Origin of the sequence: Mycobacterium sp. SA01 (assembly GCF_041287105.1) — a bacterium.
Taxonomy (GTDB): domain Bacteria; phylum Actinomycetota; class Actinomycetes; order Mycobacteriales; family Mycobacteriaceae; genus Mycobacterium.
Genome location: NZ_JBGGNO010000022.1, coordinates 108,955 through 130,694, shown reverse-complemented (window position 1 = coordinate 130,694; position 21,740 = coordinate 108,955). Strand labels below are relative to the sequence as shown.

Annotated in this window: 18 protein-coding genes; 13 read left to right on the top strand and 5 right to left on the bottom strand. The window is 67.8% G+C overall.

The features are described from left to right. Nucleotides 1-38 precede the first annotated feature (38 nt). Both AB4879_RS26740 and AB4879_RS26735 read left to right on the top strand, forming a co-directional pair. Complete coding sequence (locus AB4879_RS26740) at nucleotides 39-722, top strand: HAD family hydrolase (protein WP_370509993.1); 684 nt, start codon at nucleotides 39-41, stop codon at nucleotides 720-722. An 87-nt stretch (nucleotides 723-809) separates the two neighbouring features. After that, entirely contained in the window at nucleotides 810-2,276 is a 1,467-nt protein-coding gene (locus tag AB4879_RS26735; RefSeq protein WP_370509992.1) for a sugar porter family MFS transporter, read from the top strand. A gap of 6 nt (nucleotides 2,277-2,282) precedes the next feature. Here AB4879_RS26735 and AB4879_RS26730 read toward each other — a convergent pair whose 3' ends face one another. Next, on the bottom strand, nucleotides 2,283-2,870 hold the full coding sequence (locus AB4879_RS26730; RefSeq protein WP_370509991.1) for a hypothetical protein: 588 nt from the start codon (nucleotides 2,868-2,870) through the stop codon (nucleotides 2,283-2,285). A gap of 54 nt (nucleotides 2,871-2,924) precedes the next feature. Between AB4879_RS26730 and AB4879_RS26725 the strand changes: the two genes are divergently transcribed. From AB4879_RS26725 to AB4879_RS26675, 11 genes are all read left to right on the top strand, one after another. Next, nucleotides 2,925-3,206 (top strand): phosphoribosyl-ATP diphosphatase, encoded by a 282-nt coding sequence (locus AB4879_RS26725; protein WP_036344717.1) that lies wholly within the window; start codon nucleotides 2,925-2,927, stop codon nucleotides 3,204-3,206. A 9-nt stretch (nucleotides 3,207-3,215) separates the two neighbouring features. Beyond that, nucleotides 3,216-4,070 (top strand): ATP phosphoribosyltransferase, encoded by an 855-nt coding sequence (hisG, locus tag AB4879_RS26720; protein ID WP_370509990.1) that lies wholly within the window; start codon nucleotides 3,216-3,218, stop codon nucleotides 4,068-4,070. A 68-nt stretch (nucleotides 4,071-4,138) separates the two neighbouring features. After that, nucleotides 4,139-4,621: a DUF4126 family protein gene (locus AB4879_RS26715; protein WP_102809027.1), complete on the top strand. Its 483-nt coding sequence runs from the start codon at nucleotides 4,139-4,141 to the stop codon at nucleotides 4,619-4,621. After that, a complete protein-coding gene (locus tag AB4879_RS26710) occupies nucleotides 4,618-5,985 on the top strand; it encodes an FAD-containing oxidoreductase (RefSeq protein ID WP_370509989.1) in 1,368 nt (455 codons plus the stop codon). Before AB4879_RS26715 ends, AB4879_RS26710 begins: the two co-directional genes overlap by 4 nt. A 63-nt stretch (nucleotides 5,986-6,048) precedes the next feature. Then, nucleotides 6,049-6,444, top strand: a complete 396-nt coding sequence (locus tag AB4879_RS26705) for an NINE protein (protein ID WP_102809029.1) — start codon at nucleotides 6,049-6,051, stop codon at nucleotides 6,442-6,444. Continuing rightward, on the top strand, nucleotides 6,437-6,847 hold the full coding sequence (locus tag AB4879_RS26700; protein WP_370509988.1) for a DUF2752 domain-containing protein: 411 nt from the start codon (nucleotides 6,437-6,439) through the stop codon (nucleotides 6,845-6,847). Before AB4879_RS26705 ends, AB4879_RS26700 begins: the two co-directional genes overlap by 8 nt. Before the next feature lie 148 nt (nucleotides 6,848-6,995). Continuing rightward, nucleotides 6,996-11,558 (top strand): glutamate synthase large subunit, encoded by a 4,563-nt coding sequence (gltB, locus tag AB4879_RS26695; protein WP_370509987.1) that lies wholly within the window; start codon nucleotides 6,996-6,998, stop codon nucleotides 11,556-11,558. After that, the gene (locus AB4879_RS26690; protein WP_102809032.1) at nucleotides 11,551-13,050 is read left to right on the top strand and encodes a glutamate synthase subunit beta; all 1,500 of its coding nucleotides are present in this window, start codon (nucleotides 11,551-11,553) and stop codon (nucleotides 13,048-13,050) included. The genes gltB and AB4879_RS26690 overlap by 8 nt, the downstream gene beginning before the upstream one ends. A 68-nt stretch (nucleotides 13,051-13,118) precedes the next feature. Then, nucleotides 13,119-14,537: a pyruvate kinase gene (gene pyk / locus AB4879_RS26685; RefSeq protein WP_102809033.1), complete on the top strand. Its 1,419-nt coding sequence runs from the start codon at nucleotides 13,119-13,121 to the stop codon at nucleotides 14,535-14,537. Between the two features lie 12 nt (nucleotides 14,538-14,549). After that, nucleotides 14,550-15,416, top strand: coding sequence for an acyl-CoA thioesterase II (locus tag AB4879_RS26680; RefSeq protein ID WP_102809034.1), 867 nt, complete (start codon nucleotides 14,550-14,552; stop codon nucleotides 15,414-15,416). A gap of 22 nt (nucleotides 15,417-15,438) precedes the next feature. Further along, nucleotides 15,439-16,866, top strand: a complete 1,428-nt coding sequence (locus AB4879_RS26675) for a bifunctional lysylphosphatidylglycerol flippase/synthetase MprF (protein ID WP_370509986.1) — start codon at nucleotides 15,439-15,441, stop codon at nucleotides 16,864-16,866. 3 nt (nucleotides 16,867-16,869) lie between these two features. Here AB4879_RS26675 and AB4879_RS26670 read toward each other — a convergent pair whose 3' ends face one another. Genes AB4879_RS26670 through cydB form a run of 4 tightly spaced genes read right to left on the bottom strand, consistent with a single transcriptional unit; the run spans nucleotide 16,870 to nucleotide 21,721 of the window. Then, nucleotides 16,870-17,415, bottom strand: a complete 546-nt coding sequence (locus AB4879_RS26670) for a DUF4190 domain-containing protein (RefSeq protein WP_102809074.1) — start codon at nucleotides 17,413-17,415, stop codon at nucleotides 16,870-16,872. A 10-nt stretch (nucleotides 17,416-17,425) separates the two neighbouring features. After that, the gene (gene cydC, locus AB4879_RS26665) at nucleotides 17,426-19,030 is read right to left on the bottom strand and encodes a thiol reductant ABC exporter subunit CydC (RefSeq protein ID WP_370509985.1); all 1,605 of its coding nucleotides are present in this window, start codon (nucleotides 19,028-19,030) and stop codon (nucleotides 17,426-17,428) included. After that, nucleotides 19,017-20,621, bottom strand: coding sequence for a thiol reductant ABC exporter subunit CydD (gene cydD, locus AB4879_RS26660; RefSeq protein ID WP_370509984.1), 1,605 nt, complete (start codon nucleotides 20,619-20,621; stop codon nucleotides 19,017-19,019). The genes cydC and cydD overlap by 14 nt, the downstream gene beginning before the upstream one ends. Nucleotides 20,622-20,677: 56 nt before the next feature. After that, nucleotides 20,678-21,721 (bottom strand): cytochrome d ubiquinol oxidase subunit II, encoded by a 1,044-nt coding sequence (cydB, locus tag AB4879_RS26655; RefSeq protein ID WP_102809038.1) that lies wholly within the window; start codon nucleotides 21,719-21,721, stop codon nucleotides 20,678-20,680. Between the last annotated feature and the right edge of the window lie 19 nt (nucleotides 21,722-21,740).

The window sequence follows — 21,740 nt, the reverse complement described above, 5'->3', positions numbered from 1 at the left end:
TTCGAGGTCAGGGCCTGGTACATGGCACAATCGTGGGCGTGCGAGCGGTGTTATGGGACATGGACGGCACTCTCGTCGACTCCGAAAAGCTCTGGGACGTCGCGATCAAGGAGCTGTACACCCGCCACGGCCGGGTGTTGTCTCCGGAGATCCGCGACGCCACAGTGGGCGGCTCTGCCGACGGGGTGATCCGGATCGTGTTCGCCGACCTCGGTCTGGATCCGCACCCGGGGCACATGGCCGAGGTCGCCGACTGGATGCACGAGTACGTCGGAGAACTGTTTTCCACCGGCCTGCCGTGGTGCCCGGGTGCCCGGGAACTCCTCGACGCGCTGCGGGCCGCCGACGTGCCGATGGCGCTGGTGACCAACACTCGTCGGGACCTCACCGAGAATGCGTTGAACAGCATTGGCAGGCATTATTTTTCGGCCACCGTATGCGGCGATGAGGTGCCTGAGGGCAAGCCCGCCCCGGACATCTACCTGCGCGCCGCCGAGCTGCTCGGGTTTGCCGCAGGTGAGTGTCTGGCTATCGAGGACTCGGTCACCGGCACCGCTGCCGCCGAAGACGCCGGATGCCCGGTGCTTGTGGTACCCAACGAGATCCACGTGCCCGCCACCCCTGGCCGGCAGCACGTTTCGTCGCTCGACGGGTTGGGCATCCCGCAGCTGCGACAGATCTATACGGACCTGCGGCTGGGGCTCGGCGAGCGCTCGGCGTGAACGGCTGACCGATATCGGCGTGGTGCGGCTGCGACTGTGCAATCGTAGGTGCCACCAGATTTCGCAGTGCTGCGGAAAGGACGCCTCATGGCTGGCCAAGGACCCACCAGCGATTCACCGACAGGACTCGAGAACGAGGACTTCTCCTCGGGCGGCACCGCGGTTCGGATAGCCTCGGTAGCCGCCCTGGGCGGTCTGCTCTTCGGCTACGACAGCGCGGTGATCAACGGTGCGGTCGACTCGATCCAGGAAGACTTCGGCATCGGTAACGCCGAGCTCGGCTTCGCGGTCGCATCGGCGTTGCTCGGCGCCGCAGCCGGTGCGATGTCCGCGGGCCGAATCGCAGACCGCATCGGCCGCATCTCGGTGATGAAGATCGCAGCGGTGTTCTTCCTCATCAGTGCCATCGGCACCGGTCTGGCGCCCAATGTGACGACGGTCGTGATCTTCCGGATCGTCGGCGGCATCGGCGTCGGCATCGCCTCGGTGATCGCGCCGGCGTACATCGCCGAGACCTCCCCGCCACGCATCCGCGGCCGGCTCGGCTCCCTGCAGCAGCTGGCGATCGTCTCCGGCATCTTCCTGTCGTTCGTCGTGAACTGGCTGCTCCAGCACGCCGCCGGCGGCCCGAACAAGGAACTGTGGCTGCACCTCGACGCCTGGCGGTGGATGTTCCTGGCGATGGCGATCCCCGCAGTCCTGTACGGCGCGTTGGCGTTCACCATCCCCGAGTCACCGCGGTACCTGGTGGCCAGTCACAAGATCCCCGAGGCTCGCCGGGTGCTGAGCATGCTGCTGGGTGAGAAGAACCTCGAGATCACCATCAGCCGCATCCGGGAAACCCTGGAGCGGGAGGACAAGCCCTCCTGGCGGGATCTGCGCAAGCCCAGCGGCGGCCTGTACGGCATCGTCTGGGTTGGCTTGGGACTGTCGATCTTCCAACAGTTCGTCGGCATCAACGTGATCTTCTATTACTCGAATGTGCTGTGGCAGGCCGTCGGCTTCGACGCCGACCAGTCGGCCATCTACACCGTCATCACGTCGGTGGTGAACGTCGCGACCACCCTGATCGCGATTGCGCTGATCGACAAGATCGGCCGCAAGCCGCTGTTGTTGATCGGCTCGTCCGGGATGGCCGTCACCCTCATCACGATGGCCGTCATCTTCGCCAACGCGACTCTGGTCGACGGAAAGCCGAACCTGCCGGGCGCATCCGGGGTCATCGCGCTGATTGCCGCGAACCTCTTCGTGGTGGCGTTCGGTATGTCCTGGGGCCCGGTCGTCTGGGTGCTGCTCGGTGAGATGTTCCCCAACCGCATCCGGGCGGCCGCACTCGGCCTGGCCGCGGCGGGACAGTGGGCGGCGAACTGGCTGATCACCGTGTCGTTCCCGGGCCTGCGTGACCACCTCGGTCTGGCGTACGGGTTCTACGGACTGTGCGCGGTGCTCTCGGGACTGTTCGTGTGGAAGTGGGTCATGGAGACCAAGGGCGTCTCGCTCGAGGACATGCACGCCGAGCTCCTGCACGAGGACAAGCCGGCGCGCTCCGGCTAGCCGAGGTCAGGGGACGTCGGTGTACACCCAGGTCGCGCCGGTGTTGGAGAACGTGAATCCCTTGCCGGTCTGTTCACTCAGGCACGAGATGCCGGTCTGCTGCTGAATGTTGCAGCGAAATCCGGCGGCAGCGAGGATCTTGTTGAACGGCAACGTCTTCGGAGCGCCCGACGGCTGTGTGAATTGCTCAGCCGGTACCGAGGCGAACTGGGGATCGTCTTGGGTGAACACCACGATGGAGTTGGGTGCGACGCTCTGCCCGTCGGCGTCGGTCACCGTATCGGGCGCACCCGTCACGCCGATGCGACCGGTTCCCGAGGTCGACTGGCAACCCGCCCAGGTACGGGGGACGATCACGCAGCGCCAGCTGCCGCTCGGACTGGTGAAGTAGTAGCCCGAATGTACGTCATCGGTCCGGGTGTAAAAGTCGAACGCATTGACCAGCTTGTCATTGCTGGGATGCGCTGAAGTAGTGGCGGCCGGGGGTGGCGCCGTTTGCTCCCCGGACTCCTTGGTGGTGACGATCGGGCTGGAACAGCCGGCCAGCGCCGCGACGGCGGCGCCCAGGACGAACAGTGGCCGGGATCCTCGCACGAGAAGCCAGCCTAGTGGCCGACCGGAAACCGCCGTGACGGCGGCTGCACCCGCATGGAACAATCGCAGGCCGTGAAGACCTTCGAGGAACTGTTCGCCGAACTGGGGGAGCGAGCCCGCACCCGACCGGCGGGCAGCGCCACCGTCGCCGCGCTGGACGGCGGTGTGCACGCCCTCGGCAAGAAGATCCTCGAAGAAGCCGGCGAGGTGTGGCTGGCCGCCGAGCACGAATCCGACGAGGCGCTGGCCGAGGAGATCAGCCAGTTGTTCTACTGGGCGCAGGTGATGATGGTCGCCCGTGGCCTGACCCTCGACGACATCTACCGGAAGCTCTAGGTGGCTGCCATGTTGCGCGTTGCCGTCCCGAACAAGGGGGCGCTGTCCGAATCCGCAGCCGAGATCCTCTCCGAGGCGGGCTACCGGCGGCGCACCGATCCCAAGGATCTCACCGTCATCGACCCGGCCAATGGCGTCGAGTTCTTCTTCCTGCGTCCCAAGGACATCGCGATCTACGTCGGCTCCGGGCAGCTCGACTTCGGGATCACCGGCCGTGATCTTGCCGCCGAGTCCGACGCCCCGGTGACCGAGCGGCTGGCTCTGGGCTTCGGCTCGTCGAGCTTCCGGTACGCCGCACCGGCTGGACGGGAATGGACAGTTTCCGACCTGGCGGGCAAACGGATCGCCACCGCGTACCCGAACCTGGTGCGGAAAGACTTGGCCAGCAAGGGAATCGAGGCCACCGTCATCCGCCTCGACGGGGCGGTCGAGATCTCGATCCAGCTCGGCGTGGCCGACGCGATCGCCGACGTGGTCGGTTCGGGCCGAACGCTGCGGCTGCACGATTTGGTGGCTTTCGGTGAGACGCTGTGTGATTCGGAAGCAGTGTTGATCGAACGGGCCGGCAACGGCGACGACTCCAACCGGGCCGCGCGCGACCAATTGGCGGCCCGCGTCCAGGGTGTGGTGTTCGGCCAGCAGTACCTGATGCTCGACTACGACTGCCCGCGTTCGGTGCTCGAGCGCGCCACCGCGGTCACCCCCGGTCTGGAGTCACCCACGATCGCGCCGCTGGCCGACCCGGACTGGGTTGCGGTGCGCGCCCTGGTTCCGCGCCGCGATGTGAACGCGATCATGGATGAGCTCGCGGCCATCGGTGCCAAGGCGATTCTGGCCTCCGACATCAGGTTCTGCCGCTTCTGAGGTTGGCCCGCCGCGGCGGCGGCTGCGTGTTAGCGTCCCTTTAGTTGCCACCGGCCCGAAGGACCGTTATGACGCACGCTCTCGTTCTGTTGCTGGCCCTACTGATCGGTGTGATCGCCGGATTGCGCGCGCTGACCGCGCCCGCGGTCGTGGCGTGGGGCGCATTTCTCGGCTGGATCGACGTCACCGACAAGTGGTCGGCCTGGGTGGGCAGCTGGATCACCGTGGCCGTGCTGACGGTCCTGTTGCTCGTCGAGCTCGTCACCGATCAGCTGCCGAAGACGCCCAGTCGCAAGACCACCGCGCAGTTCCTGACCCGCCTGCTCACCGGTGCGTTCGCCGGTGCGGTGATCGGCAGCGCGTTCTTCCATACGTTCAGTTCACTCGGGGCCGGCATCATCGGCGCGGTGCTCGGCACCCTCGGTGGCTACGAGGCGCGCTCACGGCTGGTGGCGGCCAATGGGGGCCGCGATCTGCCGGTGGCGATCGGCGAGGACGTGATCGCAGTCGGCGGCGGCTTCCTGGTTGCTTACCTGGTCAGTCTTCTGTGACTCACGTAGACGCGATCATCGTCGGTGCCGGGCAGGCCGGCCCACCCTTGGCCGGGCGACTGACCGACGCCGGTCACACCGTCGCGGTGATCGAACGCAAACTCGTCGGCGGAACGTGCGTCAACTCCGGCTGTATACCGACCAAGACCCTGGTCGCCAGCGCGCACACCGCCCACACCGCGCGCCGCGGAGCCGATTACGGGGTGTCCACCGGTGACGTGTCGGTCGACATGGCAAAAGTGAAGGCGCGCAAGGACGGAATCGTGCTCGGCGATCGCAGTGGCGTCGAATCGTGGATCGAGGGCATGCCGGGTTGCACTCTGATTCGCGGCCATGCCCGGTTCGAGGATCCGCACACCATCCGCGTCGGGGACGAGGTCCTGACAGCCGACCGGATCTTCCTCAACGTCGGGGGCCGGGCGGTGGTGCCGGAGCTGCCCGGGCTCGGCGACATCGACTACCTGACCAATGTCGGCATCCTCGAACTCGACGTGGTGCCTGACCATCTGGTGATCGTCGGCGGCAGCTACATCGGGCTGGAGTTCGCCCAGATGTATCGCCGGTTCGGCGCTCGGGTCACCGTCCTCGAACGGGGGCCCAGGCTCACGCCGCGCGAGGACGAGGACGTCTCGGCGGCCATCGAGGACATCCTCACGGCCGAGGGCATCACCGTCGTCACCGGCGCATCCGGTCTACGATTTACCAAGCGCGACAACGGTTTCGAGGTGATTCCGTACGACGGAGCCGAGCCCATCGCCGGTTCACACCTGCTGGTGGCCGTGGGCCGCCAGCCGAACACCGACGACCTCGGCCTCGACCGTGCCGGTGTCGAGGTCGACGGCCGCGGCTACATCGTCGTCGACGACCAACTTCGCACCACCGCCGAACACATCTGGGCGATGGGCGACTGTAACGGCAAGGGTGCCTTCACCCACACCTCCTACAACGACTTCGAGATCGTCGCGGCCAACCTGCTCGACAACGATCCGCGCCGAGTCAGCGACCGGGTACCGACCTACGCTCTCTACATCGACCCGCCACTCGGCCGGGCCGGCCTGACCGTCGACCAGGTGCGTAAGTCCGGCCGTCGGGCACTGGTGGGCCGGCGGCCGATGACCAGGGTCGGCCGGGCGGTGGAAAAGGGCGAGACGCAAGGCTTCATGCAGGTCGTCGTGGACGCCGACACCGAGCAGATCCTCGGCGCAGCGATCCTCGGGGTCGGCGGCGACGAGGTCATCCACTCGATCCTCGACATCATGTCCGCCAAGAAGCCTTACACGGCGATATCGCGCACCATGCACATCCACCCGACCGTCAGCGAGCTGGTGCCGACCATGCTGCAGGAGCTGGAACCGCTCACGTAGCGGCGGGGGCCGGCGCGATCCGGGCGCAGATTCTTGCTCTTCTGGGTTGGGCCCGGCTCTGGCATGCTGTGGGGCATGACTGAGCCGCAGTTCGGAGGCACCGAGGGCGCGCCGCCGCCCAACTACCAGGCCCCGCCGAATTACCCGATGCCGCCGCAGTATCCGGGTCCGGGTGGCTACGTGGATCCCGCCGCCCCGTTCGGCCGTCATCCGGTCACCGGTGAGCCGCTGTCGGACAAATCGAAGATCGTCGCCGGGTTGCTGCAGCTGCTCGGCTTGTTCGGCCTGGTGGGGATCGGCCGCATCTACCTCGGCTACACCGGACTGGGGATCGCCCAGCTGCTGGTCGGGCTCGTCACGTGCGGCGTCGGCGCGGTCATCTGGGGGATCATCGACGGCGTCATGATCCTCACCGACAAGGTGCGCGACCCGCAGGGACGTCCCCTGCGTGATGGGTAGCGTCGGCCAGCCACCCAGAACCCGGCTCTACACCGGGCTCGCCACGGGTGCGCTGGGGATCGGTGCGCTCACCTATGTCGGCATCGCCGACCCGCACCGGCCCGGCTCACTGTTTCCGCCGTGCCCGTTCCGGTTGCTCACCGGCTGGAACTGCCCGGCGTGCGGTGGCCTGCGAATGACCCACGACCTGCTGCACGGCGACGTCGCAGCCGCCGTTGTCGACAATGTGTTCCTGCTCGTGGGTTTGCCGATGCTGGCACTCTGGGCGATCTGGCGGATCCGGCGAGGGGAGCGGCCGTTTCCGCTGTCGGTGATCAGCGTGATCGCCGTCGCGGCGATCAGCTGGACGGTCATCCGGAACCTGCCGGGCTTCCCGCTGGTGCCCACATTAATCGGGCAGTGATGCCCACACCGCGCTGATACACTCGCAACTGAAATCATCGGGCCGGTGCAGTCCCAGACATCACACGTCAGACTGCGGTAAGGCCAATCATCACGCGCATCGCGCACACCAGCTTTCCGCCTCATGACCGACCGCGGAGGAGCGTGAAATGCTGTTCTCGGCACTTCCCGAAGCGCAGGGTCTCTACGACCCCCGGCACGAGTCCGACTCGTGCGGTGTGGCGATGGTGGCCGACATCCAGGGCCGACGGTCACACCAGATCGTCGCCGACGGACTGACGGCACTCGAACACCTCGAACACCGCGGTGCCGCCGGGGCCGAACCCAACAGCGGAGACGGCGCCGGAATCCTGCTGCAATTGCCGGTCGAATTGCTCTCCGCTGTGGCGGAATTCGATCTTCCCGCACCAACGATCAACGGCTGCAACAGCTTTGCCGCCGGCATCTGCTTCCTGCCGACGGACCCGTTCGCTCGGCAAGCCGCTGTCGGCCGGGTCGAGGCGATCGCCGAGGAGGAGGGCCTGGAGGTCCTCGGGTGGCGGGCCGTGCCGGTCGACCCTGACGGCGCCGAAGTCGGCGCCACCGCGCTGGGCTGCATGCCGCACATGTCGATGCTGTTCGTGGCAGCTCCCGAACGAAACGGCCACCGGGCCGGCGGGATCGATCTCGACCGCCTGGTGTACCCGCTGCGCAAGCGCGCCGAGCAAGGGCCCGACAGCGTCTACTTCCCGTCGCTGTCCAGCCGCACCATCGCCTACAAGGGCATGCTCACGACAATGCAGCTGCCGCAATACTTTCCCGATCTGCGCGACGAACGCTGCCGCAGTGCGATCGCGATCGTGCACAGTCGTTTCTCCACCAACACCTTTCCGTCCTGGCCGTTGGCGCACCCCTTCCGGTTCGTGGCGCACAACGGCGAGATCAACACCGTGCGGGGTAACCGCAACCGGATGCACGCCCGGGAAGCGATGCTGGCCAGCACCATGATTCCCGGTGATCTGAGCCGGCTTTCGCCGATCTGCACCCCCGATGCGTCGGACTCCGCGTCCTTCGACCAGGTGCTCGAGTTGCTGCACCTCGGCGGCCGCAGTCTGCCGCATGCCGTGATGATGATGATCCCCGAGGCGTGGGAGAACAACACCACCATGGATCCGGCCCGCCGGGCGTTCTGTCAGTACCACGCCTCGCTGATGGAACCGTGGGACGGACCCGCGTGTGTGACGTTCACCGACGGCACCGTGGTGGGAGCTGTCCTGGACCGCAACGGCTTACGGCCCGGCCGGTGGTGGCGCACCATCGACGACCGGGTGATCCTGGCCAGTGAGAGCGGCGTGCTGGACATTGCGCCGGGTGAAGTGGTGGCCAAGGGTCGGTTGGAGCCGGGCAAGATGTTCCTGATCGACACCGCCGCCGGTCGGATCGTCAGCGACGACGAGATCAAGGGTCAGCTCGCCGCCGAAGCGCCGTACGCCGAATGGCTGCACGCCGGTCTGCTCGATCTGGCGACTCTGCCGGCCCGGACCCGGGTCTCGCCGAACCACGAATCGGTGGTGCGGCGCCAGGTCGCGTTCGGCTACACCGAAGAAGACCTGCGGATCATGCTCACCCCGATGGCGGCCTCCGGCCAGGAGTCGCTGGGGTCGATGGGCACCGACACCCCGGTGGCTGTGCTGTCCCAGCGCCCCAAGCTGATCTACGACTACTTCGTCGAACTGTTCGCCCAGGTGACGAACCCGCCACTGGACGCGATCCGCGAGGAGATCGTCACCTCGATGGCCCGCGTCATGGGCCCCGAACAGAACCTGCTCGAACCGACGGCCGCGTCCTGCCGCCAGATCCTGCTGCACTGGCCGGTTCTGGACAACGACGAGCTGAACCGGATCGTCCACATCAACGACGACGGCGAGCAGCCCGGCCTGAAGTCAGCCGTCCTCAAGGCGCTCTACGATGTCGAGCGCGGCGGGGAAGGCTTGGCCGAGGCCATCGAGGACCTGCGCCACCGGGCGTCCGACGCGATCGCCAAAGGCGCACGCACGCTGGTCATCTCCGACCGCGACTCCGACCACACCCGTGCGCCGATCCCGTCGCTGCTGGCCGTCGCCGCGGTGCACCACCATCTGGTCCGGACCAAACAGCGCACCATGGTGGCGCTGGTGGTGGAAAGCGGTGACGCCCGCGAGGTCCACCACATCGCGCTGCTGATCGGATACGGGGCGGCCGCGGTCAACCCGTATCTGGCGTTCGAGTCGATCGAGGACCTGATCCGGGAGGGCGAACTCACCGGCATCGACCCGGGCACCGCCGTGCGCAACTACCTCAAGGCACTCGGCAAGGGCGTCATGAAGGTGATGAGCAAGATGGGTATCTCGACCGTCGGCTCATACACGGCTGCACAGGCTTTCGAAGCCATCGGGCTGTCCAAGGATGTGGTCGACGAATACCTCACCGGCACGGTCAGCCAACTCGGCGGTGTCGGACTCGACGTGCTGGCCGACGAGGTCAAGCTGCGGCACCGCCGGGCCTATCCGGAGAACCCGACCGAGCGGGTGCATCGCCGCCTCGAGGTCGGCGGAGAATACCAATTCCGCCGCGAAGGTGAACTGCACCTGTTCACCCCGGAAACGGTTTTCTTGCTTCAGCATTCGACCCGCACCGGGCAGAGCGAGGTGTTCGCCAGGTACTCCGCGGAGGTCAACCGGCTGTCCCGTGAGGGCGGTACGCTGCGCGGACTGTTCGGCTTCAACAAGGGTCTGCGGCCACCGGTTCCGCTGCACGAGGTGGAGTCCGTCGAGGCGATCTGCAGCCGCTTCAACACCGGCGCCATGAGCTACGGCTCGATCTCGCAGGAAGCCCACGAGACCATGGCCATCGCCATGAACGCCCTCGGCGGGCGGTCCAACAGCGGTGAAGGCGGCGAAGACGAAGACCGGCTCTACGACCCCCGCCGGCGCAGTGCCGTCAAACAGGTGGCGTCCGGCCGGTTCGGTGTCACCAGTGACTATTTGGTCAACGCCACCGATATCCAGATCAAGATGGCCCAGGGCGCCAAGCCCGGTGAGGGCGGGCAGCTGCCCGGCTTCAAGGTGTATCCGAACATCGCCAAGACCCGGCACTCCACGCCCGGGGTGGGCTTGATCTCGCCGCCACCGCACCATGACATCTACTCCATCGAGGATCTGGCACAACTGATCCACGACCTCAAGAACGCCAACTCCCAAGCCCGGATCCACGTCAAACTGGTCAGCTCGGTCGGGGTCGGCACGGTCGCGGCCGGGGTGTCCAAGGCGCACGCGGATGTCGTGCTGATCTCCGGATACGACGGCGGCACCGGCGCGGCGCCGCTGACCAGCCTCAAGCATGCCGGGGCGCCGTGGGAGATCGGTCTCGCCGACACCCAGCAGACGTTGGTGCTCAACGGACTTCGCGATCGCATCACCGTGCAGTGCGACGGCGGTCTGCGCACCGCCCGCGACGTCATGGTCGCCACACTGCTCGGCGCGGAGGAGTTCGGCTTCTCCACCGCCCCGCTGATCGTCGCGGGCTGCATCATGATGCGGGTCTGCCACCTCGACACCTGCCCGGTGGGGGTGGCCACCCAGAACCCGGAACTGCGAGCACGTTTCAACGGCAAACCGGAGTTCGTCGAGAACTTCTTCCGGTTCATCGCCGAAGACGTCCGGGTGATGCTGGCCGAGTTGGGCTTCCGGAGCATCGACGAGGCCGTCGGCCACGCGGAGGTGCTCGACACCGACGACGGGGTGGCGCACTGGAAGACCAAGGGCCTGGACCTGAGCCCGATCTTCGCGGTGCCCACCGACGCGCACGGCGGCGCGTTGCCGCAGCGACGGCGGCTGCGGGATCAGGAGCACGGCCTCGAGCACGCTCTGGACCAGACCCTGGTTGCGCTGGCCGAAGGTGCGCTGGAGGACGCCCACCCGGTTCGGCTGGAACTGCCGGTCCGCAACGTCAACCGCACCGTCGGCACCCTGCTGGGTTCGGAGGTCACCCGCCGCTACGGCGCCCAGGGCCTGCCGGATGACACCATCCACATCACGCTCACCGGCTCGGCGGGCCAGTCCATCGGCGCATTTCTGCCGCCCGGTATCACCCTCGACCTGATCGGTGACGCCAACGACTATGTGGGTAAGGGACTTTCCGGTGGCCGGGTGATCGTCCGCCCGCCCGACGACGTCCTGTTCCTGCCCGAGGACAACGTGATCGCCGGCAACACCCTGCTGTACGGGGCGACCTCGGGCGAGGTGTACCTGCGCGGCCGGGTCGGTGAGCGGTTCGCCGCCCGCAACTCCGGTGCGCTCGCGGTGACCGAAGGGGTGGGGGACCACGCCTGTGAGTACATGACCGGCGGGCGCGTCGTGGTGCTGGGCCGCACCGGACGCAACATGGCGGCCGGAATGTCCGGCGGCATCGCCTATGTGCTGGGTCTCGACCCGGCCATGGTCAACACGGCGATGGTCGAGCTGCACGCCCCAGACCCCGACGACCTGGAATGGCTGCACGACGTCGTGGCTCGCCATGCCCGGTGCACCGGCAGCACGCTGGCCCGTTCGGTGCTCTCGGACTGGCCAAGGCGCAGCGCACAATTCACCAAGATCATGCCCACCGACTACCGGAAGGTGCTCGAGGCCACCCGGATGGCCAAGGCGGAGGGGCGTGACGTGGACACCGCGATCATGGAGGCGACACGTGGCTGATCCCACCGGGTTTCTGAAAGTACCGAAGATCGAGGCCGCCAAGCGGGCCGTCGACGAGCGGGTCGGCGACTGGCGCGAGGTGTACGAGCGCCAGAATCCCCAGGAACGCGCCGGCGAGGTGGCCCAGCAGGCGCGCCGCTGTATGGACTGCGGAATCCCGTTCTGCCACTCCGGAACTGCGGGGTGCCCGTTGGGCAACCTGATCCCGGAATGGAACGACCTGGTACGACGCGGCCGCTGGGACGCCGCAAGCGAACGCCTGCACGCCACCAACAACTTCCCGGAGTTCACCGGCCGCCTGTGCCCGGCGCCGTGCGAAGCGGCCTGCGTGCTGTCGATCGGCGAGGAGCAGACCGGCGGCAGCGTGACGATCAAACGGATCGAGAACACCATCGCCGACCAGGCCTGGCGGCTCGGCATCGTCGAAGCGCAGCCCGCCGCGATCGGCACCGGCCGCAACGTGGCGATCGTCGGCTCCGGGCCCGCGGGGCTGGCCGCGGCCCAGCAGCTGACCCGCGCCGGTCACCACGTCACCGTCTACGAACGCGACGACCGACTGGGCGGTCTGCTCCGGTACGGAATCCCCGAGTACAAGCTCGAGAAGGCCACGCTGAACCAGCGGTTGGCCCAGATGCGCGCCGAGGGAACACGTTTCGTCACCGAATGCGAAGTGGGAGTGGATATCTCGGTCGAGGAGCTGCGCAACCGGTTCGACGCCGTCGTACTGGCGGTCGGTGCGTTGCGCGGCCGTGACACCGACGTCGAGGGCCGCCAGCTGGCCGGTGTCCACCTGGCGATGGAGCATCTGGTCCCGGCCAACCGGGAGTGCGAGGGTGACGGGCCGTCGCCGCTGTCGGCCAAGGACAAGCATGTGGTGATCATCGGCGGCGGCGACACCGGAGCCGACTGCCTGGGCACCGCACACCGCCAGGGCGCGGCATCGGTGACCCAGCTCGACTACAACCCGCAACCGCCGGACGTCCGCAACGATGAGCTGACCCCGTGGCCCACCTGGCCGCTGGTGCTGCGCACGTCGCCCGCGCACGCCGAGGGCGGCACCGTTCACTATCAGGTCGCGGTGCAGCGGTTCGTCGGTGACGGCGGGGGCAACCTGCGCGCACTCGAGATCGCCGAGGTGAAGGTCGAGCGGGTCGACGGCCGGCGGGTCATCACGCCGGTGGGTGAGGCCATGGAGATTCCGTGCGATCTGGCGCTGCTGGCGATCGGCTTCGAAGGTGTCGAACACATGACACTTCTGGACGACCTCGGCGTCGCGTTGAGTCCGCGCGGCGTCATCAGCTGCGGATCGGACTGGCAGACCGACGCACCCGGCGTCTTTGTTTGCGGCGACGCCCACCGCGGCGCCTCGCTGGTGGTGTGGGCGATCGCCGAGGGGCGCGCCGCCGCTCACGCGGTCGATGCGTATCTCATGGGTGAGTCGGATCTCCCCGAGCCGGTACGGCCGCACCAATTGCCATTGGCCGTCGGCTGAGTGAATACCGTGCTGCCGCCATCTGGATCGGTCGAGATGCCCATGAACCGCGACTATGCTGAGGCGTCGTGAGTAGACGCGGGAAGATTGTCTGTACCCTCGGCCCGGCCACCAGCACCGATGAGTCGGTGAGAGCTTTGGTCGACGCCGGCATGGACGTGGCCCGCCTGAATTTCAGCCACGGCGACTATGTCGATCATGAGGCGGCCTACAAGCGGGTTCGCCTGGCATCCGATGTGACCGGACGTGCGGTCGGGATCCTGGCGGACCTGCAGGGACCCAAGATCAGGCTGGGCCGCTTCGCCGACGGACCGACGTATTGGGCCAACGGTGAGACGGTGCGGATCACCGTCGAGCACTTCGAGGGCAATCACGACCGGGTGTCGACCACCTACAAGAACCTGGCCAGGGATGCTCAGCCGGGTGACCGTCTGCTGGTCGACGACGGCAAAGTGGCGCTCGTCGTCGAACACATCGACGGCGACGACGTGGTGTGCATGGTCACCGAGGGCGGTCCGGTCAGCAACAACAAGGGCCTGTCCCTGCCCGGCATGAACGTGTCGGTGCCTGCGCTGTCGGAGAAGGACATCGAGGACCTCGAGTTCGCGCTGCGCCTGGGAGTGGATCTGGTGGCGCTGTCGTTCGTGCGCTCACCCGCCGATGTCGAGCTGGTGCACGAGGTGATGGACCGGGTCGGCCGTCGCGTCCCGGTGATCGCCAAGCTGGAAAAGCCGGAAGCGATCGACAATCTCGAGGCGATCGTGCTGGCCTTCGATGCCGTCATGGTGGCCCGCGGCGATCTCGGCGTCGAGCTGCCCCTCGAAGAGGTCCCGCTGGTGCAGAAGCGGGCCATCCAGATGGCCCGGGAGAACGCCAAGCCGGTGATCGTGGCCACCCAGATGCTCGAGTCGATGATCGAGAACTCCCGGCCCACCCGGGCCGAGGCCTCCGACGTCGCCAACGCGGTGCTGGACGGTGCCGACGCGGTCATGCTGTCCGGGGAGACCTCGGTCGGCAAGTACCCGCTGGAGTCGGTGCGGACGATGGCTCGCATCATCGGTGCGGTCGAGGAGAACTCGACGGCGGCCCCGCCGCTGACCCACGTGCCGCGCACCAAGCGCGGCGTCATCTCCTATGCCGCTCGTGACATCGGTGAGCGCCTCGACGCCAAGGCCCTGGTCGCGTTCACCCAATCCGGGGACACCGTTCGGCGGCTGGCCCGGCTGCACACCCCGCTGCCGCTGCTGGCGTTCACCGCGCTGCCGGAGGTGCGCAGCCAGCTGGCGCTGACCTGGGGCACCGAGACCTTCATCGTCGGGCACATGGAAACCACCGACGACATGATCCGCGAGGTCGACCGCTCGATGCTGGAGCTGGGCCGCTACAAGCGCGGTGACCTAGTGGTCATCGTCGCAGGTGCTCCGCCGGGCACAGTAGGCTCGACAAACCTGATCCATGTCCACCGGATCGGGGAGGACGACCACTAGGGGAGAGAACTCTTGGCCAACGCGGACCTCGACGAGCTGCTGGCCATCCTCGATCTCTCCCCAGTCGGCGACGACGTGTTCGCTGGGGCGCACCCGCACAAGAACCCGCCGCGCACCTTCGGCGGGCAGCTGATGGCCCAGGCCTTCGTGGCGGCCACCCGCACTCTTCGGCACGAGATCGCACCCAGCGCGTTGTCGGTGCATTTCATCGCAGGCGGCGATCCGGAGGCCGACATCGAATTCCATGTCGTCCGGCTGCGCGACGAGCGGCGGTTCGCCAACCGGCGTGTCGACGCCGTCCAGAACGGCACACTGCTCGCCACCGCGCTGGTGTCCTACCTGTCGGCGGGAAGCGGCCTCGAACACAACACCCCGATGCCCGACCTGCCCGCGCCGGAGACGCTGCCCACGATCGACGAGCTGCTCGTCGGGTACGAGAAAGTGGTGCCCGGATTCGTCGCGGCGCTCCGCCCGATCGAGTGGCGCTACACCAACGACCCGTCGTGGATCATGCGCGAGAAGAACGGCATGCTGACCGCAAATCAGGTGTGGCTCAAGGCCGATGGCCCAATGCCCGACGACCCGACGCTGCACACCGCCGCGATGATCTATTCGTCCGACACCACGATCCTGGATTCGATCATCACCACCCACGGTCTGTCCTGGGGCTGGGACCGCATCTTCGCGGTCACGGTCAACCATTCGCTGTGGTTCCACCGGCAGGTCGACTTCTCCGAGTGGGTGCTCTATTCGACGAATTCGCCGGTCGCCGCGGAGTCCCGCGGCCTGGGCACCGGCCACTTCTTCAACCCGACCGGGGAGGTGGTGGCCACTGTCACGCAGGAGGGCATCGTCAAGCACTTCCCCGGAAATGCCTGATAGAAGGCGTATCGTCGGTCACGTGACCGAGCCGCCGGTTCAGGTCGCGCATCGTGTGCGCGCAAGGGAACGGGTTGTCGTCAATGTCGACACCCTGGCCGCGCGCTGGGTGGGCGCGCTGGCACTGCTCATCGCCTGCAGTTGGCTCACCGTGCTGATGGTCCGCGCGCACCGCCACCACACCGACTGGCAGACCGACAGCCGGGTGGCGTGGTCGCTGACGATCCTGGCTGCCGTCGCGTTGATCGCCCGGGGCATCTTCCTCGGCCGCCCGGTGACCGCCGCGCATGCGATCGCCGCCGCCGCGGCGGTGCTCGCCGGATTCGCCGCCCACCTACTGGCCTTCGACCTCACCGGCGACGTGCTGATCGCCTCCTCGGGGTTGCTGCTGATGTGGCCGACGACCGCGCGACCCGATCCGTCCCAGCTGGCCAGGGTGTGGGCCCTGGTCGACGCCACCAGCGGTGACCCGGTGGCGCCGTTCGCGATGCAGAACCTCAAGAGCTACTTCTTCAGCGCCGACGGCACCGCCGCGGTCGCCTACCGAACCCGGCTGGGTTACGCCGTCGTCAGTGGCGACCCGATCGGTGACGAAGGCCGTTTCGAGGAGCTGATCGGCGACTTCACCGGCATGTGCCACACCCACGGCTGGCGCGTGGTGGTCCTGGGCTGCAGCGAGCACAGGCTCGGGCTGTGGCGAGATCCCGCGGTGATCGGGCAGGCCTTGCGACCGGTTCCGATCGGCCGCGACGTGGTGATCGACGTGCCGTCCTTCGACATGGTGGGCCGCAAGTTCCGCAACCTGCGGCAGGCGGTGCAGCGCACCCACAACTTCGGGATCAGCACCGAGATCGTCGCCGAGTCCGAACTCGACGACCATCGGCTGGCCGAGCTCACCGACGTGCTGCTGTCGTCGGCCAAGGGGTCGCGCACCGAGCGTGGTTTCTCGATGATTCTCGATGGCACGCTGACCGGTCGCTACCCCGGCGTCCTGCTGATCATCGCGCGTGACCGGGCGGGCCGGGTGCAGGGATTTCACCGCTACGCGGTCGCCGGTGCCGGCAGCGACATCACCCTCGACGTTCCGTGGCGGCGCCGCGGCGCCCCGAACGGCATTGACGAGCGGCTGTCCGTGGACATGATCGACGCGATGAAAGCCGAGGGAGCTCAACGCCTTTCGCTGGCATTCGCGGCGTTCCCGGAGATCTTCAACGAAAAGCAGCGGGGAGCGCTCAGCGCATTCTTCTACACGGCGATCCATCTGGGCGACTCGCTGATCGCGCTGGAGTCGCTGTACCGGTACCTGCGCAAGTTCCACGCCCTCGGTGATCGCCGGTACGTGCTGCTGTCGCTGAGGCAGGTGCTGCCGCTGCTCGTGGTGTTGCTCTCGCTGGAGTTCTTCCCGAGGCGGCGGCAGCTGCCCACGGAGTCCGGGGAGGACGACCGATAGGTCCTACGGCGTCGGGGTCAAGGTGACGCTGAACTTGTTCTCCACGGACTGCTTGAACTCGTCGGCGCACTGCTGAACCTGCTGCTGGTCCTGGCCGGCCTTCTGCAGGCAGTCGATGTAGTCGGTGGCGCCGACCTCTTTGAACACGCCGACCCACACGGCGATGAACGCGAGACCGACGATGATCGCCAGAAAACCGAGGATGACGCCGGCGAGTGCGACGCCGCCGTTGTTGGCTTCACCGCGCTTGACCCGGCTGCGGCCGGCGAAGCCGATGATCACCGCCACGATGCCCAGAATGACGCCGCCGACCACGGAGAACGACGACAGCAGTGCGACGATCGCGATCACCAGGGCGGTGACGCCCAAGCCGTTGCGAGGCCCGGTGGGCGGTGGCGTGTAACCGGCATACGGCTGCGGCGGGGCAGGGGGATAGCCGCCGGGATACTGGCCGTACGAGGGAGCGGGATAGCCGGGGGGAGGAGGTGGTGGCGCCCCGTACGGGGGCGGGGTGGGCTGCTGAGGTGCCTGCTCTGGGGGCTCAGTCATGGATTGCACGTTACCTGCCGTCGCCGATCGATAGTCGCGGACAGGTGATGTCGATACCAAGTTGATGGCTGGCGACCACCACGGTGCGGTGTGCGCCGAGCAGGCTGCCGTCGAGCAGGGCGGTCAGGATGCGTTGACCGTCGGCGGCATCGAGGTGTTCGGTCGGTTCGTCGAGGAGCACGATCGGTGCCGGACACAGCAACACCCGGGCCAGCAGCAGCCGGCGTCGCTGCCCGGCCGACACCGCGGCCGCACCGCCGATCAGCACCGTGCCCAATCCGTCGGGCAGCGCGGCCAGCCAATCGTCGAGGCCCACCGCGGAGAGTGCGGCGGTGAGCTCGTCGTCGGTGCAATCGCCGCGCGCCACCAACAGGTTGTCCCGGACGGTGGTGTTGAACAGGTGTGCGTCTTCGGCGAAATAGCTTATGGTGCTCCGTAATTGAGATTCGTTGAGCTCGGTCGTCGCTTTCCCGTCGATGGTCACTGCGCCGTCGACCGGTGGCAGCAGGCCGGCCAGCGTCATCAGCAGTGCGGTCTTGCCCGCACCGCTTCGCCCGGTGATCGCCAGCCGGGCACCGGGTTGCAGCGTCACAGCGACGTGCTCACCGGTCGGCCCGCCGGGATAACCGGCACGCAGGTCGGCCGCCAGCACCGGTGTCGTGACGAGAGTGGTGACGACGACGTCGGATTGGACGGCCCCCGACGGCAGCAGCTCGCGCAGGCGCGCGGCGGCGATCCGGCCGCGAGTCAGAGCGACCGCTGCTGCCGGCAGGGCGACGGTGGCCTCGAACGCCGAGAGCGGCAACAACATCAGCACCGCGAGTGTGGTGGGGGCGGTGTGCGCGGCGATGCCGATGCCGGCGACGACGGCCCCGATCGCGCTGGCTCCGATCGCCAGGGTCGGCACGGCGGCCGCCGCGGCGGCGGGTGCTGCCGCGCGGTCGATCGCCGAGCCCCAATCCCGCTGGCGCTGTTCGGCTTCGGCGATCAGGGCCGGTAGCCGCCCGGCCACCCGCAGCTCGGCGGCATGATCGAGCGCGGTGAGGGCGGCGATGTCACGGTCCGATTGTTGAGCGCGGGCAACAGCTTCCTGTGCCCGCGCGGCGCGTGCGGCCAATACCGGTGCGAGCACACCCGCGACGAGCAGGCACAGCGCGAGGACCACGGCGGCGGCCGGCGAGATCATCGCGATGACGGCCGTGGCGGCGACGCCGAGCACGGCCGCGACGCCGATCGGGACCGCGGCGCGAACCGCGACATCGGCGAGCGTGTCCACGTCGGCGCCGACCCGGGTGAGCAGATCACCGCTGTGCAGCCGAGCCGTGATGTCGGCTGGGCCATGGGCCAGCCGGCGGTAGATCTCGGCTCGGGCACCGGCCGCCGCCCGCAGCGCGGTGTCGTGGGACGCCAACCGTTCGCAGTAACCGAAAACCCCCCGCGAGATGCCCAGTGCGCGCACCGCCACCACGGCGATCGACAGGTCCAGCACCAGCGGCATCTGCCACGCGCGGGTGATCAGCCAGGCCGACACCCCGGCCAATGCCAGTGCGCTGCCCAGCGCCAGCGTGCCGAGCGTGATGGCCAGCAGCAGCCGGAGTCGGTCAAACGCGGGCATGGTGATCGGCCTCCACCGCGATGACGTGGTCGGCGATCCGGACCACACTGTCTCGATGTGCGACCACCACGACGGTGGATCCGCCTGCTGCGCGATCGCGGATCGCCTGCAGCACAGTCTCTTCGGTGGCCTCGTCCAGATGCGAGGTCGGCTCGTCGAGCAGCAGCACGGGCGCGCGGGACCCGAGTACCCGGGCCAGGCCCAGCCGCTGGCGTTGCCCCAGCGACAACCCCACGCCGCCGCGGCCGAGCACGGTGTCCGGTCCGTGGGGCAGTGCGGCCAACACCTCGGTGAAACCGGCTGCGTCGCAGGCGGCTTGAGGGTCGGCGAGCGCGCCGAACAAATCCAGGTTCTCCGCGACCGTGCCCGGGATGATCACCGGGCGTTGAGCCAGCCAGGCCAGCTGCGGCCACCAGGCCGACCGGTCCATCTCGTCGACATCGAGACCGGCAACGGTGATCCGGCCGTGGGTGGGACTGACCAGTCCCGCTATCGCGAGCAGGGTGGTGGACTTGCCGGCGCCGTTGGCGCCGGTGAGCACGGTGACGCTGCCGGGCAGTATGCGCCCGGACAGGAGGTGCGGTGACATTCCGTCGCGGCCGGTGACACTCAGGGCGTCGATGACGATCTCCGCGCCGGCCGCGTCCACGGTGCCGGTGCCGTGCAACGGGGCGGGATTCTGCTCGATCAGTGCGAACGCTTTGTCGGAAGCCGCCTTTCCGTTCTGCGCGGCGTGGAATTCGACACCGACCCGGCGCAGCGGCCAGAACACGTCGGGCGCCAGCAACAACACGGTCAGCCCCGCGGCCAGACTCATTTCGCCGTACACCAGTCGCAGACCGATGCTGACCGCGACCAGCGCGACGCCCAGGGTGGCGATGAGTTCGAGTACCAGTGCCGACAGGAACGCGATGCGCAGGGTGGCCATGGCCGAACGACGATGGGCGGCACTGAGTGTGGTGATGCGTTGTGCCGGGCCGTCGGCACGGCCGAGGGCCCGCAAGGTGGGGATGCCGGCGATGAGATCCAGCAGCCGGGCCTGCAGTGTGGTCATCGCGGCCAGCGCCGCCGCTGATCGCTCCGCGGTGGCCAGCCCGATCAACACCATGAAGATCGGGATCAGTGGCAGGGCGACGAGGACGATCAGCGCGGACTGAAAATCGTTGAACGCGATCACCACAACGGTGGCCGGCGTGAGGATCGCTGCCAGAAACAGCGCTGGGAGATACGCGGTGAAATATGGCCGCAGACCGTCGAGTCCGGTGGTGATGATTGTTGCGGCGTCGTCGTGCTGGGCGTCGCGAGCAGCGGGTGGCAGCGCGGTCACGGTCCGCAGCACCCGGCCGCTGAGGTCGGCGATCACCGCACTGGCGCCCCGCTGACCGAGCCGGCCCTGCAGCAGCAGGATCAGCGCCCGAAACAGCCAGAGCCCGGCCAGGATCGCCAGTTCGGTGCGCCAGTGGCCGAGGCTGCGGGTGGCCGGGTCGGTGATGACGCCGGCCACCAGATGGCCGAGGATCACGGCGCCGGCGATCGCGCAGCCCGCGATCAGCGTTCCGCAGCCGACTGTCGCGACCAGATACCGGCGCACAGCCGAAGAGGCCCGCCACAGACGTGGATCCAGCGGGCCCGACCGGCGCTGGGAGCTCAGGGCACGCGCCTCAATGGCAGGCCGACGGACTTGGGAATGGACTCGGCAAAGACACGTTTACGGAACACCCAGTAGGTCCAACCCTGGTAGATCAGCACGATCGGAGTGAATATCGCAGCCGCCCACGTCATCACCTTCAGGGTGTACGGACTGGACGAGCCGTTGTAGATCGTCAGGTCGTAGGCCGGGCTGATGGTCGACGGCACCAGGTTGGGGTACAGCGACCCGAACAGCAACGTCACCACCGCGGCGACGACGATCGTCGTCGCCAGGAACGCCCAGCCCTCCCGGGCTGCCCACGCCGCCGCGACGGCGGCCAGTTGGGCGATCACGGCGATGGCCAGGACCGCCCAGGTCCACGGCTTCCCGTGTGCCAGTTGCGTCCACACGCCGAACGCGGCGACCAGTACCGTCGCGGGCACGCTGAGCGTGCGGGCCAGCCCGACGGCATCGCTGCGTACCGCGCCGCCGCTCTTGAGGGCCAGGAACACCGCGCCGTGGAACAGGAACAGTGCACAGGTGGCCAGCCCACCGAGCAAGGTGTACGGGTTCAGCACGTCGGACACGGCGAGGTCGGCGACGTTCTTGTCCGGCCCGACGGGCAGTCCGTTGACCAGGATTGCGAACGCCACACCCCACAGGATCGCCGGCAGCCACGACCCGGTCGCGATGCCGATGTCGCACCAGCGGCGCCACTTCGGATCGTCGATCTTGCCGCGCCATTCGATGGCCACGACGCGCGCGATCATCGACAGCAGGATCACCAGCAGCGGGAGATACAGCGTGGAGAACACGGTGGCATACCAGTGCGGAAAGGCCGCGAACATGGCGCCGCCCGCGGTGATCAGCCACACCTCGTTGCCGTCCCATACCGGGCCGATGGTGTTCAGCACCGCCCGACGATGAGACTCTGCGTCTCCCTTACCGATCCGGCCCAGCCAGGTCATCACCATGCCGACGCCGAAGTCGAAGCCCTCCAGGACGAAAAAGCCCAGGAACAGCACCGCCACGATCACGAACCAAATCTGTTGCAGCCCCATGGTTGGCTCCTCAGTAGGC

Bases quoted from the DNA above. Each gene is read 5' to 3' on its own strand.
- AB4879_RS26700 (WP_370509988.1), top strand. From the start codon at position 6,437: ATGGGTAGCGTCGGCCAGCCACCCAGAACCCGGCTCTACACCGGGCTC.
- gltB (WP_370509987.1), top strand. From the start codon at position 6,996: ATGCTGTTCTCGGCACTTCCCGAAGCGCAGGGTCTCTACGACCCCCGG.
- AB4879_RS26705 (WP_102809029.1), top strand. From the start codon at position 6,049: ATGCTGTGGGGCATGACTGAGCCGCAGTTCGGAGGCACCGAGGGCGCG.
- AB4879_RS26715 (WP_102809027.1), top strand. From the start codon at position 4,139: ATGACGCACGCTCTCGTTCTGTTGCTGGCCCTACTGATCGGTGTGATC.
- AB4879_RS26735 (WP_370509992.1), top strand. From the start codon at position 810: ATGGCTGGCCAAGGACCCACCAGCGATTCACCGACAGGACTCGAGAAC.
- hisG (WP_370509990.1), top strand. From the start codon at position 3,216: ATGTTGCGCGTTGCCGTCCCGAACAAGGGGGCGCTGTCCGAATCCGCA.
- AB4879_RS26725 (WP_036344717.1), top strand. From the start codon at position 2,925: ATGGAACAATCGCAGGCCGTGAAGACCTTCGAGGAACTGTTCGCCGAA.
- cydB (WP_102809038.1), bottom strand. From the start codon at position 21,721: ATGGGGCTGCAACAGATTTGGTTCGTGATCGTGGCGGTGCTGTTCCTG.
- AB4879_RS26670 (WP_102809074.1), bottom strand. From the start codon at position 17,415: ATGACTGAGCCCCCAGAGCAGGCACCTCAGCAGCCCACCCCGCCCCCG.
- cydC (WP_370509985.1), bottom strand. From the start codon at position 19,030: ATGCCCGCGTTTGACCGACTCCGGCTGCTGCTGGCCATCACGCTCGGC.